Annotated in this window: 12 protein-coding genes; 8 read left to right on the top strand and 4 right to left on the bottom strand. The window is 65.1% G+C overall.

The features are described from left to right. Positions 1 to 115: 115 nt before the first annotated feature. On the bottom strand, positions 116 to 1,393 hold the full coding sequence (locus tag BGP02_RS12190) for an MFS transporter (protein ID WP_051060065.1): 1,278 nt from the start codon (positions 1,391 to 1,393) through the stop codon (positions 116 to 118). Positions 1,394 to 1,471: 78 nt separating this feature from the next. Continuing rightward, positions 1,472 to 2,446, bottom strand: coding sequence for a LysR family transcriptional regulator (locus BGP02_RS12185; RefSeq protein WP_017232143.1), 975 nt, complete (start codon positions 2,444 to 2,446; stop codon positions 1,472 to 1,474). Positions 2,447 to 2,591: 145 nt separating this feature from the next. On the opposite strand from BGP02_RS12185, the gene BGP02_RS12180 reads away from it, so the two are divergent. Together BGP02_RS12180 and BGP02_RS12175 are read left to right on the top strand one after the other, a co-directional pair. Beyond that, positions 2,592 to 3,326, top strand: a complete 735-nt coding sequence (locus BGP02_RS12180) for an SDR family NAD(P)-dependent oxidoreductase (RefSeq protein ID WP_286798602.1) — start codon at positions 2,592 to 2,594, stop codon at positions 3,324 to 3,326. Between the two features lie 81 nt (positions 3,327 to 3,407). Then, the gene (locus tag BGP02_RS12175; RefSeq protein ID WP_017232141.1) at positions 3,408 to 3,617 is read left to right on the top strand and encodes a tautomerase family protein; all 210 of its coding nucleotides are present in this window, start codon (positions 3,408 to 3,410) and stop codon (positions 3,615 to 3,617) included. Between the two features lie 26 nt (positions 3,618 to 3,643). On the opposite strand, the gene BGP02_RS12170 is transcribed toward BGP02_RS12175, so the two are convergent. Next, on the bottom strand, positions 3,644 to 4,945 hold the full coding sequence (locus BGP02_RS12170) for an aspartate aminotransferase family protein (protein ID WP_017232140.1): 1,302 nt from the start codon (positions 4,943 to 4,945) through the stop codon (positions 3,644 to 3,646). A gap of 93 nt (positions 4,946 to 5,038) precedes the next feature. Between BGP02_RS12170 and BGP02_RS12165 the strand changes: the two genes are divergently transcribed. The 3 genes from BGP02_RS12165 to epsC all read left to right on the top strand — a co-directional run bounded on the left by BGP02_RS12165 (position 5,039) and on the right by epsC (position 7,721). Further along, on the top strand, positions 5,039 to 5,929 hold the full coding sequence (locus tag BGP02_RS12165) for a LysR substrate-binding domain-containing protein (protein ID WP_026131634.1): 891 nt from the start codon (positions 5,039 to 5,041) through the stop codon (positions 5,927 to 5,929). A gap of 185 nt (positions 5,930 to 6,114) precedes the next feature. Then, on the top strand, positions 6,115 to 6,243 hold the full coding sequence (locus BGP02_RS12160) for a hypothetical protein (protein WP_017232138.1): 129 nt from the start codon (positions 6,115 to 6,117) through the stop codon (positions 6,241 to 6,243). 536 nt (positions 6,244 to 6,779) lie between these two features. Then, positions 6,780 to 7,721, top strand: coding sequence for a serine O-acetyltransferase EpsC (gene epsC, locus BGP02_RS12155; RefSeq protein WP_261938553.1), 942 nt, complete (start codon positions 6,780 to 6,782; stop codon positions 7,719 to 7,721). Positions 7,722 to 7,792: 71 nt separating this feature from the next. Here the strand turns inward: epsC and chrA are convergent, their stop codons facing one another. Continuing rightward, the gene (gene chrA / locus BGP02_RS12150; RefSeq protein ID WP_157211351.1) at positions 7,793 to 9,028 is read right to left on the bottom strand and encodes a chromate efflux transporter; all 1,236 of its coding nucleotides are present in this window, start codon (positions 9,026 to 9,028) and stop codon (positions 7,793 to 7,795) included. Positions 9,029 to 10,078: 1,050 nt separating this feature from the next. On the opposite strand from chrA, the gene BGP02_RS12145 reads away from it, so the two are divergent. The 3 genes from BGP02_RS12145 (at position 10,079) to BGP02_RS12135 (ending at position 14,110) form a co-directional block, all read left to right on the top strand. Then, complete coding sequence (locus tag BGP02_RS12145) at positions 10,079 to 11,317, top strand: hypothetical protein (RefSeq protein WP_286798601.1); 1,239 nt, start codon at positions 10,079 to 10,081, stop codon at positions 11,315 to 11,317. Beyond that, the gene (locus BGP02_RS12140; protein WP_261938556.1) at positions 11,317 to 12,204 is read left to right on the top strand and encodes a deaminase domain-containing protein; all 888 of its coding nucleotides are present in this window, start codon (positions 11,317 to 11,319) and stop codon (positions 12,202 to 12,204) included. Before BGP02_RS12145 ends, BGP02_RS12140 begins: the two co-directional genes overlap by 1 nt. Before the next feature lie 166 nt (positions 12,205 to 12,370). After that, positions 12,371 to 14,110 carry an ATP-binding cassette domain-containing protein gene (locus BGP02_RS12135; RefSeq protein WP_286798599.1) on the top strand — a complete coding sequence of 580 codons (1,740 nt, stop codon included), beginning with the start codon at positions 12,371 to 12,373 and terminating at the stop codon, positions 14,108 to 14,110. Positions 14,111 to 14,274: the final 164 nt, after the last annotated feature.

The following is a 14,274-nucleotide window of genomic DNA, read 5'->3' as shown; positions in this document are numbered from 1 at the left end:
CGTGGTTAAACGTCGCAACATCAAACATTAAGCGTCGGTGAATGATACCGATTGAGACCCTGCGTCGGGTCGAGCCGCCGGCGCAATCGGCGCCGCTCAGTGCGGCGTCACGCCGTCAGGCGAGTCGACGCGCGCCTTCGGCAGTTCGGGTTCGTGCGCCGTTCGCCAACAGACTGCAGGCAAGGAGCAACACTGCCGTCATGAAAAACACCGACGGCAGCCCGAACGCGACGGCAATCTGGCCGCCGACGACGGGCCCGATCACCTGGCCGCTGAATTGTGCCGACTGAAGGTAGCCGAGCATCTTGCCGGTATTGCGCTCGCCGACCGAGTGACGGGCGAGTTTGCCGATGGCGGGCAGCAGCCCCGCGAGCGTCATGCCCATGAGCACACGCAGGGCGGCCAATTGCCACCATGCGGTGACAAACGCTTGCGGCACCATGACCAGTGCCGTCGCGACAAGGCAACCGACGATAACGCGCCAACTCCCGACACGATCCGCGAGCGCACCCAAGCGGGCTGCGGTGAGCATGCTGCCCAGCGCCGAGCTGGCCATGACGACGCCGGCGACGCGCGTGAGGTGCGCGCTGTCAACGCCCAATTGCCCGATGTAGACGGTAATGATCGGTTCGATGGACATGTTCGCCAGCAATACCATCATGGCCGTGGCCAGAATGGCCGCGATGCTGCCGGCGTGCGGCGAGTGATCGTCGGTCGGCGTTACCGATGGGGCGTGGCGTTTCCCATCGCGCGACGCATCGAAGTCTTCGCGAACCCCGAAGATCGTGAGCAGTGCCGTGACCGCAATCATCGCACCGCCGGCGAAGAAGGTGCCACGAATCCCGAGCAACGGTGGCAGCAATCCGCCGACCAGCGGCCCGACCAGACTGCCCGCGAGGGCGCCCGTCGACAGCACACCCAGTGCCCAACCCGCGCGTTCACGCGGTGCCTGTGTGCCCACCATCACCGTCGACGCAGACGCATAACCCCCGACCAGACCGGCAATCAGACGCAACCCCACGAGTTGGTAGACATTGTGCGCGACGCCGATGAGTGACATCACGATGGCCATGCCGACGGCCGCGCGGATGAGCATTGGCTTGCGGCCGAAACGGTCCGCGAGGTGGCCCCAGAGGGGCGCGGTGACGGCGGTGCCGAGAAACGTCGCACTGAACGCTACGCCTGACCATTGAATGACGGCCGCCTCCGATGCAACGCCAAGCTGCTGGACGTAGAGCGGCAGGAATGGCAGCAACAGGCTCAGGCTGACCAACGTAGTAAACGATCCGAACACAGCAATAGTCAGATTACGGCGCCAGTACCGAATGTTGCGCTCGGCATAACTGGCGCCGTCGGCTGCGTGGGCGGCATCGGCCGAGGCGAATTGGGACACGTCGACGGGGGGCTTCACAGGAACCTCAGCATTGCGCAAGGAATTGGCGTGGACCGTGGGAGCGGGCTACGACCGAGTCTAGTCCGAGCGCCGGGGGGCGGGAATGGCCGCCGCGCGGAAGTCAGTGTTGCGAAGGGCGGACGAATGCCCCAACGTTTGCAGCAAGTATTCGACAAAGACTCGGGCGCGAGACGGCAACGTCTTGCCGTGCGGGTACATCAGACTCACCGGGCGCGAGCGTCCCCCATAAGCGGCCAGCACCTCGACCAGACGCGCGGCGGCCAGATCTTCCTCAACGATGAAGCGGTAAGTCTGGAACAGCCCGGCACCGGCCTTCGCGAGTGTGACGCCCGAGAGCACGTCGTCACTGCAACGAAAGTGGCCATTCACGACATGCTCGATGTCGCGGCCCGCCTCGCGGAACAGCCACGGTATCGCTCGCCCCGTGCTCGGCAGGTCAAATTCGATGCAGTCGTGCTCGGCCAAGTCGTCAAGGGTTCGGGGTGTTCCCACGCGATTCAGGTAATCCGGGTGGGCGACGACCACGAGTGCGGCGTCTTCGAGCGGGCGCGCCACCATACTCGACTCGGGCTGGGCGCGAAAGCGGATGGCGAAGTCGAAGCGTTCCTCATGAAGGTCGACGTTGCGGTTGCTCACATGCACGTGCACCTTGATGCGCGGATATTGCGCCTGGAACGCGGGCAACAGCGGCAGCAGTCGATAGTGCGCGTAGGTCGTCGGCACACTGATACGTAGGGTGCCGGACGGCTGCGACTGGGCGCCTGAGACACGATGCTCAGCTTCGGAGAGCATGCCAAGGGCGGATCGGCATTCGTCGTAGTACGTGCTACCGCTTTCGGTCAGACGGATGCGCCTTGTCGAGCGGACAAAGAGACGTACCCCGAGGCGTTGCTCGAGACGGGCGATCGACCGGCTGACGGCGGCCGGCGTCACCCCCGCCAGGTTCGCGGCCGCCGTGAAGCTGCCCGCTTCCGCTGCCAGGCAGAACAACTCGATGCTGCCGAGCAGGATGTCGCCGAATTGCCGCTGCATATCGATTCTTTACATCATGTAAAAAGACAAGTGTATCCGTATGTGTTTTTCGCGTCCTCATTCACGAATAGAGTGGTGCTCAACCCGCGGGGCATGTGGATGATCCGCCGTCCCGGCAGGCCACTTCAAGTTGAGGATAGACATCATGAACCATTCGGAACGCACGGCCATTATCACGGGTGCCTCAAGTGGCATCGGACTCGGGTTGGCGGAAGCTTTCCTGAAGGCGGGTTTCAACGTCGTGGGGACCGGGCGGAGCAGCGCTCGCCTCGACGCGGCGCGCACGGCGCTGGGGATGGGCGAGCGATTCGTGCCGGTCGCGGGCGATGTGGGTGACCCCACGGTGGCCGAAGCGGCCTTCGCGCGCGCAATCGAGGCGTTCGGTCATGTCGATGTGCTCGTCAATAACGCAGGCATCTTCACGGCGAAGCCGTTTGTCGATTTCACACCGGACGAGATCGACGAGCAGATCGCCACGAACCTGAAGGGCGCGTTGTACTTTTCACAAGTGGCGGCGCGCCACATGAGCGAGCGCCGTCGCGGCGCGATCGTCAACGTGACCGCGTCGATCGCGTTGCAGGCGCATTCGAGTGTTCCCGCCTTGATGGCGGCCGCGCTCAAGGGAGGCCTCAATCAGGCGACACGCGCACTAGCGCTGGAGTTGGCGCCGTACGGTGTAACGGTCAACGCGGTAGCCCCCGGGGTCGTGGACACGCCGATGCATGCCCCTGAAACGCACGACGCGCTGGGGCAGATGCATCCGCTCGGACGCATTGCCGATGTATCGGACATCGCGCGGGCGGTGCAGTACCTCGTGCAGAGCGAATATGTGACGGGGACGATTCTTCCGGTGGACGGCGGTTTCAGCGCCGGACGCTGATCGACACGGCGTTTCGCCTTGGTTTTCCATGGAACGGCGGTCCGGCGAGTTCGCCGGCCGCGCCACGTTGAGGAGTCAGTCATGCCGTTCGTCAGCATTCGTATCACCCGGGAAGGGAATACCGCCGAGCAGAAAGCACAGGTGATCCGCGAAGTCACCGAAACGCTGGAGCGCGTGTTGCACAAGCCGCCGCACCTTACCCATATCGTGATCGAAGAGATCGACACGGACAACTGGGGTTATGCGGGACAAACCACGACGGTGGTCCGCCGTCAGTCGTCGCAGGGGTGAGTGGGAGCCAGGCGACGTGCTCGACCTTACAGCGACCGTTCGATGGCTTGACCGAGCAGCGAAAGCCCGAGGTCGACCTCTGCCTCGCTGACGGTCAGCGGCGGCGCGATGCGGAACACGCCGCCCATGCCCGGCAGTTGCACGATGTTCATGCTCAGGCCGAGGTTCATGCACTCGCGTGTGATCTTCGCGCCGAGTCCGTCGGCCGGCGCTTTGGTGTGACGATCCTTGACGATTTCCATGCCGAGCAGCAGGCCGCGTCCGCGCACATCGCCCACGCATTCGAAGCGCTCCATCAGCCCCAGCAATCCGTTGCGCAGACGTTCGCCCATGGCATTGGCGCGCGCGACAAGCCCATCGCGCGCGACGACGTCGAGCACGCGCAAGCCGACGGCGGCGGGCAGTGGATCAGAGACGTGGGTGGTGTAGAAGAGGTAGCCGCGTTCGTGGGCGCGTTCCTCGATCTCGGCGGACGTCACGATGGCGGCGAGCGGCAGTCCGGCGCCGAGGGTTTTCGAGAGCGTCAGGATGTCGGGAGTGACCCCGTGGCGCTCGAACGCGAACATCGTGCCGGTGCGGCCGATGCCGGTCTGCGCTTCATCGAGAATGAGCAACATGCCGCGTTCTTCGCACTTGCGCTTGAGGGCTGCGAGATAGCCCGGCGGCAGTTCGATGATGCCACCCGAGCTGAGGATGGGTTCCGCGATGAAGGCCGCGAGGTTGCCGCTGGACTGGCGATCGATCAGGTCGAACGCGTAGTCGAGTTCGGCGAGGTAGTCGTACTGACCGGCCGGGCCGAAGCGGGGACGGTAGGTAAACGGCGCGGGAATTGCAAACGAACCGACGGCGGCCGGCCCGACGCCTTTGCGTCCCGCGCTGTAGGTCGCTGCGGCGGCGCCACCTGTCATGCCGTGCCACGATTGGGCGAACCCGACGATTTCGAATTTTCCGGTGACGAGCTTGGCCATGCGAATGGCGGCTTCGTTCGATTCGGCGCCGGTGCTCAGCAGCATGACCCGGTCGAGGCCTTCGGGGGTGATGTCGGCGAGCCGCGTGGCGAGATCGACGACGGGCCGGGAGAGCATGCCGCTGAACAGGTGGTCGAGGGTACCGATAGACTCAGTGACGACGGCGACGATGTCCGGATGGCAATGGCCAAGCACGGCGCTCATCTGTCCGGAGGTGAAGTCGAGAATTGCGCGGCCGTCGGCGTCGTAGACAAAGCTGCCTTGCGCCCGCTCGATGATTATCGGCTCGAAGGTGCCGCCGTAACGGATCAGATGTTGCCGGGCGTTGCGCCAGAAGTCGGCGTCTTGGTTCTTGGACATGCAGGTGTCTCCGATGGGCAACGGCGATGGGGCGGGGCATTTACCGCTTGCAGTCTAGGCAGCGCTCTGATTTCATGGAAGCGAATAGTGCTAATGGAAGATAGAAGTGAGTCTAATATCTTGAGCCTGTCCCTGGAAATCGATTTGCTGCGTTCGTTCGTCGCCATTGCGCAGGCGGGTTCGCTCAGCCGTGCGGCGCAGCGCATCGCGCGAACGCAATCGGCGCTGAGCCAGCAGATGAAGCGTCTGGAAGCGATCGTCGATCAGCCGTTGTTGCAGCGCACGGGCCGCGGTGTGGCGTTGACGAGCCCTGGCGAGCGTTTGCTAGGGCATGCCCAGCGGATTCTGCGGGTACACGACGAGGCCATGGCGGAGATGTCGGGCCGGGGGTTGAGCGGCACGATTCGATTCGGGTGTCCGGACGATTACGCTGCCGCGTTTCTGCCCCATCTGTTGCGTGAGTTTGCGGTGGCGCATCCGCACGCGTTGGTGGAGGTGATTTGCGAGCCGACACCGCGCTTGATGGAGCAACTGTCGCGCCATACGTTGGATCTGGCGCTGATTTCGGTGCCGGACGGCGTGGACGATGAGGGCGTCATCCGACGGGAACCGTTGGTCTGGATCGGGAATCCGGGCCTGGAGGCGGTGCTTTCGAATCCCGACGTGGCGCTGCCGCTGGCATTGTCCGACCCGGATACGCTGGATCATATGGCGGCATGCGAGGCGTTGACGCGCGCGGGCAGGGCGTATCGCATTGCCTACGCGAGCAGCAATCTGGCGGGATTGACGGCGCTGGCACGCTCGGGGCAGGCGTTCGCGGTGATGACGCAAACGGCGGTGCCCCAGGATTTACGCATTGTTACAGGTGATACGTTGCCGCCATTGCCGTCGGTCGGGATTACGGTAAAGTTCGATCGCGCGCGTCCGAATCACTTGAGCGTGGCGTTTGCCGATCACATTCGGCGAACGCTGGCGGTGTTGTAGGGCGGGGACGTGGGGTTTTCATGTTTGCCCCTGTTCAGGTGAATTTGACGCACAATTGCGCATCGTTTTGAGGCGGGGGTAGTCGCTTCCCTGCTCATCACAACAAGAAGCCGGGTTCCGGGCCCTGGGAGGCTCCGAGGGGGCCGGAAACTCGTGGTTATTACGTTTTTTGTATCGAGGTCGATATGTTGGCGCGTATTTTGGCGGTTTTCCTGGTGGTCGGTTCGCTGCTCTCGTTGGCAGGCTGCAATACGGTCGACGGCGTCGGGCAGGATATTTCAGGCGCGGCGCGCACCGTCAAGCGGGCCCTGTAAGGGGCTGGTCCGGGCGAAGGGGACGTTTGCGCCTTCGCCAAAATCGATCAGCATGCCGCGTCCACTCGGTTCAACGCCGGATCGCCCCACTGCGATCTGTAGGGAACGTTGAGGTGTCGGAATTGACGCTTCATACCTGGTATCTCCGCTTCTTCCCACGCGATGTACGCAACGATCGTCTGCCACTCGGCGCGTCCGTTGCGATGGTTGTCCGCCTCGTTGGCGCCTCTTTGACGCGTTTTGACGCGTTTTGACGCTTTCCACACCTGCCCCCCAGACGGACCGGGGCCCCTTTCCGCCTCTCAAACATAAACCCAACTCGCTGCAGAAAGGGGCCCCGGTCCGTCTCCCCTCCACGCCCCCAGTCCCTCCACCCAACGACCCAAGCCCGGCACCGCCCAAATAAACCACTTCACCACTGGTGCTTTGGAAACCCGTTATCCTTCTTTGGTCTGTGCGCTTTCCAGCACTCCGTTTTCTTTCGCTTTTCGGCGACGACACCGTCCCCGGCACCCGCTTTTCAGGAGTTCCCCCTCGTGGCCGCTTTCGACATCGACGATATCGTCTCCTCCCTGCACTCGGCTCGCCTGCGCTGGCGCGACGGCCAACGCCGCCTGCTCGAATCCGGTGGGCGCGATCTGCCCTCCCGTGAACACCTCGCCGCCATCATCGGCGCCCTCAAAGGCGTGCTCTTCCCCATGCGCCTCGGCCCGCCAGACCTGCACCAGCAAGGCGAGAACTATTTCGTCGGTCACACGCTGACCAGCGTGCTCAACGGTCTCGCCGAACAAGCCCGCATGGAATGGCGCCATAAAGCCCGCCACGACGCCAACCTCACGCCCGCACGCATCGAGGAACGCGCCCACGCCACCATCCAGCAATTCGCCCAACGGCTCCCGACAATCCGCGAATTGCTCGACCGTGACGTGCTCGCCGCCTATCAAGGCGATCCGGCCGCCGGCAGCGTCGACGAGGTGCTGATCTGCTACCCAGGCATTCACGCGATGATTCACCACCGCGTCGCCCACGAACTCTATCGACTGGAATTGCCTCTGCTCGCCCGTATCATCGCCGAGCAAGCCCATTCGGAAACAGGGATCGATATTCACCCAGGCGCCCAGATCGGTGCCGGCTTCTTCATCGATCACGGGACAGGGGTGGTCATCGGGGAAACCGCGATTCTCGGCGAGCGCGTGCGCGTCTACCAAGCCGTCACGCTCGGCGCCAAGCGCTTCCCGGCCGACGACGACGGCAATCCGCGCAAAGGCCTACCGCGTCACCCGATCGTGGAAGACAACGTGGTCATTTACGCCGGCGCAACGATCCTCGGTCGCGTCACTATCGGACAAGGCTCGGTGATCGGCGGCAACGTCTGGCTCACGCAAGACGTCCCGCCGTTCAGCAACATCACGCAAGCAAGATCGCGCACGGAAGCCGGCTCGCCCCCGGTGTCCGGCTGCGATAACGAATCGTCCTGACGCATCCCGCCTGGCCCACGCCGCGCTCGGATCGGTCAGGCGGTATTCAACATCGAGGCCCCTCAAGCCCGTCAGGCAAGCCCCGCCGCGCCGGCGACAGCGCATAGCGCAACCACGGCAAGCGGCGGCGCTTTCCACCGCGTCAACAGCACGAACGCAATCGCGGCTACCGCGAAATCGGCGGCGCTGTGCACGGCGCTCGTCCACACCGGGGAGTACAACGCCGAGGCCAATATGCCCACGACGGCCGCATTCACCCCGGCAAGCATGGCCGCCGTCGATGCACGCTCACGCAGCGCCTGCCAATGCGGCAGCGCAGCCACGACGAGCAACAGCCCGGGAAGAAAGATCGCCGCCGTCGCAAGCACGGCGCCAAGCCACGGATGCAGCGGGCTCCCCGAGCGCCACCCAAGGTAGGTCGCGAACGTGAAGAGCGGGCCCGGCACCGCCTGCGCCGCACCATACCCCGCCAGGAAGTCGCTGTTCGACACCCATCCCGTCGCCACCGTCTGCTCTTGAAGCAGCGGCAGCACCACATGGCCACCGCCGAACACCAACGCGCCGGATCGGTAGAAGCCGTCGAATATGGCCACGGACCGCTCGTCGGTGAGATGGCGCAGGAACGGCAACCCGGCCAGCAGCACGCAGAAGAGGATCAGCGCCACAGCGCCCGCTGTACGTGAGATTCGGAATCGCGCGGGCGAGGGCAACGGCGGTGCCGCCATCGCGTGGCCCGAGCGCAGCAGCAGAACCCCAAGGCCCGCGCCCAGCACGATCACGATGAGCTGCGCAAACTGGGTGGTCGTCAACGCGAGCACAGTCATGGCGGCCAACGCGATCCCCGCGCGGCGCGTGTCGGGACATAATCGTCTCGCCATGTCCCATACGGCCTGCGCCACGACGGCGACCGCCACCAGCTTCAAGCCATGCAGCACGCCATCGCCGACCGGACCGCCCAGGTGCGGTGCCACGACGGCAAAGACCAGAAGCAGCAGCACCGACGGCAGCGTGAACCCGCACCACGCGGCGATGCCGCCCAACCATCCGGCCCGCCGAAGGCCGATGGAAAACCCAACCTGGCTGCTCGCCGGTCCGGGCAGAAACTGACACAACCCCACCAGATCGATGAAGCTCGCGTCGTCGAGCCAGCGACGCCGCTCCACGAATTCACGCCGGAAATAGCCGATGTGGGCGACCGGTCCGCCGAAGCTGGTCAGGCCCAGCAGGAGAAACGTGCGGAGCACTTCGAGGGCGGCGCGCGCATGCGTCGTGGCGGGACCCGGGACGGTCTCGATCTCGGTTTTCAAGGGTTCCAACTTACGTTATCCAGCAACACAAAGTTCGCCATCATAGCGCTGACGCGGTGACCTCAGCATGACGTCTGCATGACGCGAGCACACTGGGGGCATCGCAAGCTTACGCCACGCCAGCCGTAGACGCTGTCGGTCAGCGTCGTGCATGGCAGGACCGCCATTCTCGGCACGGACGGCGATTTCCGAATTTCTCCCTAGCGGCGGTGGCAGCAGTGAAGACTGCCACAATCGCCGGTTCGTTTCAGCAATCGCTTCTGCGCGGGCCGCGTTAGCGTTCTCCCCCTCGCTGCGGATGTTGTCCTTCGCAATCTCGCGATCGTACAACGCCGCCGAATTCACGGAGAAACGCTGAATGACTCGATTGCATTACGCCATGCCGCACCACGCGCATCGACCGACCGCCAATGCGCACCATACAAGACGGGGCATCGCTCGCCCCGCATTCGTTGACGACTGGCGGGCCGGTCTGTCGGTGCCCCGTCGTCGCGCCGTCCAGACGCAGGCGCCTCCGCGTTCGGCCCCGCCACCGCTGTTGACCGAGCCCGTCGCTCGCGCAGCGGTTGGCGCAACGGGCCGTGAGGCCCCCAATGCGGCCTTCGCGCTGGGCTTGTTGGCGGTGGTCTGTACGACAGGCGTAGCGGTCGCGGCCGTCGCCCCGCGGGCACCGGTTGCCGGGCCGCGGTCGATCGGCCGTAGAGAGGTTCGTATCGAACCGGGTCCAACCACGGCGCCGATGGCGTTGCCGCATTCTGACGCGGTGTCCGGCGTTCACGCGTTGCTGCGCGTGTGGCCTTACCGCCCCGACGGCGGTGGCGTGATGGCGCAGTGCCTGCCGGCGCCGCACGCCAGGTCGCTCGGTCGGCCGCCAGCGCCAGCCGACAGCCGCGAGGCCCTGAGAGCGGGGCTCGAAGCGTACCGAGGGGATATCCAGTGCGCTATCGTCGCGTTGATTCGGGAATCCGTCGCCGTATCGGACGCGCAAACGCGTGCGGCGTTTGCCGATGCCGAGGTCCTGCGCCCAACCCATTGGCCTCTCGCCTGACGATGTCCGGGCTTGAATGTCTGGCCGCCATGGTGCGCGCCGATACGCTCCACCAGGATGCCATCGCGCTGCTCCAGCACCTTTGGCCGGACAACCCCATAGAAGCCTCTACTCATGCCACGCCGACGCCGACGCCACCGCCGTTGCCGAGATTTATCAAACACGAGCCATTCTCCGGTCCGCTGGGCCGAGGCGTGCAATGGTCGTTGCCGCCGGATGTCTACGTGGAGTACCTCCCGGACCTGACGCAGAACGGCGTAAAGGTGTTCGACATCGACGGTGTCCTGTACGGCGCGACCGTGGCGCACTCGCGCAAACACGCGTCAGACCTCCGGCCACTTGAGGACATCCGTCGCGAGCGTGGGCCGGAGTCGCTGTGCCGCATCTCGCGGGGAACGGGGATCGACATCGACGGCATGTGTCTCGAATGCCACTCCGAGCGACCCGACGAGGTCACGGTCACGGAGCAGGGCGCAACGCTTACGCAGCATCAGCCAATGAACGCGTCGCCACTCGCTCGCCTGCGTGTCGCCGTCTATTCCCGTTTGTCTCGAGCGGAGGACGGTAGCCACGTGTTCTTTGCCTTTGGGCGTATGGGGCGTCTGGACGAGCATGGCGTGCCGCACGTCTCGCCGGACTCGCCACTCGTCGATCCGTCGGTGTATGCGCCGGAGCTGGACGGCGAATTGTCCTTCTATGAGCAGTCGACGACGGAGGGGCCGGTCGGTGGGCGTCGCGTGCGTCTCACGCTTGGCGACATGCGCATCGCGGCGCCATTCGGAACGTATCGGGACACGGATGGCGCGCTGCATGGTGTGGTGCAACTGACGAGCGACGTTTATTACCGCTTCGGGTTGCCCGACAGCGACGAGGGCGAATCGTCACGTTCGTCACGTCGGGTGCGCCTGCACTTGCGCGCGGCGAAGCACCGCGACATTCGCGCGTACCGCACGGCGCAGCACCATCGCGCGGCCGCCGAGAACGCGACGGTGCTGCCGACGATCGCCTACGGCGATGCGCGCACGTTTCTGCAGTTGTATCTCAAGCTCTGGCAGCAGGCGCCGTCTCCGGGGGACGTCTGGCGCGGGCTTGAGGACGTTTCACTGTCGGTGATCGAGGCGCGGCAAGCGGTTCGGGACCTGACGCAAGCGATCGAACACCGGGTAGCCGCCGCCAGAACACCGCCGGCGTCGCCCGGCGCCAGCGGCTTTTCTCCGCCCCCGGCATCGATGCGTCGTTGATGCCGATGTTCAACCGACTGTGGAGCCACTGGCAACACTATCCGGCGCAAGCCGAAGCGTTCATCAATGCGATCGCGAGGGACTTTGTCTCGCGTCCCGCCCCGTTGGCCGTATGGTCGCAGTTGCCCTTCGTCGGCGACGTGGAAACGACACGCGATGTGCTGTCGATCTTCGAGACGCTGTTTCCCGGCATGTCGGGGATCCAGGCGCTGGTCGGCGGCACAGCGCGCGCGGCACGCGATGTCGGCGACCGGATGCGCGCGGTCTCGCGCAACGCGAATATCGCGGTGGCGGAAGTGACGCTCGTCGACGGCACGAGAACGATTTACTACTGCCTGTCGGGACTCCAGCGCACTACGCTGCGTACGAACACGCCGAGCGTGCGCATCGTGGACGCGGGCCGGGCGTATGCGCGGCGGGACCACAATGTCATCGCCCAACGCCGCACAGCAGCCCGCTCGGGAGAGGAGGTCATTTTCACCGAGCCGCCCGAACTGCGTCTGGCAATGGCCGACGCGGACCTGCCGACGTTCAACGCCGCCACGGGCGGGGTGCGGTCCCGCACGCTCGATACGGAGCGGATGATTCTGGCGCAGATCTATGCGGATAACCCGGTGGGCGAGAACGTCGTTCGCTCGATCGTGCTGTGCTCGCGTCTGCCGTTCTGCGACTCGTGTGCCGTCAATCTCGCCATGGTGCCGTACCACTATCCCGACGCTGAGCTGCGCTTCTACTATGTGGCCCCATCGCCGCGCGATCGCCGAACACAACCCGATGCCACGCCGGCGCCCCTTGCGGTGACGGTGTCGGCCGCGCTGGCCGGGCAGGCGAGAACCCACGCACACGCGCGCGACCCGGATGATCGGCACGCGCATTCCAGCCTGTAAGCGCGACGCTTGATCGATTTTCCAATATATTGACCGCTCGCGACGCCGCTTTTGGCGCCACTTCTGGCACCCTTTGCGGCGCCTGACGACTTCCCGGTTCGCCGTCCGCCCGTCGAGGGGCATGCGGACCGGGGGCTGAGCCTAACGGCAAAGGAACGATGCACGCATGACGGTGCCCGACGCTCCAGCACAAGCGCCCGCCATCGGGTTGGGCGGTGCGGCGCGAGATCTCTACCGCGCGCTCTGGCGTCACGCCCACGGCGTGCGGCTGCATTTGCTCGGCGCCGCCGGCCTGTTGTCGGCTGCACAGTTGTTGCGTCTGACCATGCCGTGGCTGGCGGCACAGGCGATTAATGCGCTGCAACAAGGCGACATGACGACGGCGGGCCGCTGGATCGTCTATCTGGTCGGTGTCTATCTGGTGTCGTGGCTGCTCCACGGCCCGGGCCGGATACTCGAGCGCAACGTCGGGGTTCGCGTGCGTGTCCGGCTGGCCGATCAACTGTATGCACGGATCGCCACCGCACCGCTCGCATGGCGCGATGGCCGCCACTCGGGCGAGTTGCAGCACCGCGTCGTGCAATCCAGTCGCGCCCTGTCCGACTTCGCCCAGAATCAATTCGGCTATCTACAAAGCGCCTTCAATTTCGTCGGGCCGCTGGTGGCGCTCGCATTGCTGTCTCGCACCAGCGGTGTGATTGCCGTGACGGGCTATGTCGTCGTGGCGCTCATCATCCTGCGGTTCGACCGTGTTCTGATGCAGCTCGCGCGCGCAGAGAACGACGCCGAACGGCGCTACGCCGCCGCATTGCTCGACTTCGTCGGCAATGCGGGCACGGTGATCGGCCTGCGCCTGCAGGCAGCGTCTCGCAAAGTGCTGGGGCGTCGCATGGAGACGGTGATGGCGCCGCTGCGTCGCGCCGTCGTGGTGAACGAGGGCAAATGGTTCGCCGTCGATATTCTCGGCATGGGGCTGACTTGGATCCTGGTCATCGTCTACGTGTTGCAGTCGCGCCAGCCGGGGCAGGCGGTGTTGCTCGGCACGGTATTCATGATCTACCAATACGCACAGCAGGCGGCGACGGTGGTCGGCGCGATGGCGTCGAACTTCCAGAGCTTCGCCCGCATGCACACGGATTTCGGCAGCGCCGCGCCGATCTGGGCGGCACCGGGCGAGCCCGACGCGATCGCCCCCGCTGTCGTGCCTGATGCGCCGTGGGACACACTGACATTGCGCGGCGTGTCGTGGCATTACGCCGACGACACGCGTGGCGGACTTCATAGCGTTGACCTCGTGCTCCGGCGCGGCACCCGCGTGGCGCTCGTTGGCCCCAGCGGTGGCGGCAAGAGCACACTGTTGCGCACGCTCGCCGGACTCTATCTCCCGCAGCACGGCCAATTGCTGCGCGACGGCGCGTCAACGCCGTGGGCCGATCTGCGCACGCTGGCCACACTGATTCCGCAGGAAGCCGAAGTGTTCGAGGCGAGCGTGGAGGAGAACCTGACGTTTGGGGAACCGGCCGACGCGCAGTCCGTGCAGGCCGCCGTGCATGCGGGGGCATTCGACGACGTCCTCCAGCATCTTCCTGAGGGCCTGGCCAGCACGCTCAACGAGCGCGGCGGCAACCTTTCTGGCGGTCAGCGACAACGGCTCGCGCTCGCGCGGGGCGCGCTGGCAGCGCGAGGGAGTTCGCTATTGCTGCTCGACGAACCGACCAGCGCGCTCGACCCGCTAGCCGAGGCACGGGTATTGGATCGCCTGTATGAAGCGTTCCCGAACGCCTGCATCGTCGCGTCGGTGCACCGGCCGAGTCTGCTCGATCGATTCGACACCCTCGTGGTCATGGACGGGGGACGCGTTGTCGACGCCGGCCCGCGCGACGAGGTGCTGGCCCGACGGACCTAGTCCAAAGCACTATATCAGCAAGGATATAGCGCTTTGCGCCGCCATCCGGGCGGGCAACGTCAAGCAGAAACGGGGCACGGCTTATATAGCACTACAAGAAATATCGACACGTGTTGAGCCAACGCAAACCTTCGATGCGACGCGCTTTACATGACGCAGGCGAA

Origin of the sequence: Pandoraea sp. 64-18 (genome assembly GCF_001899225.1) — a bacterium.
Lineage (GTDB): Bacteria > Pseudomonadota > Gammaproteobacteria > Burkholderiales > Burkholderiaceae > Pandoraea > Pandoraea cepalis.
The sequence above is the reverse complement of the archived record's forward strand: the minus strand, read 5'-3'. Positions and strand labels throughout refer to the sequence as shown.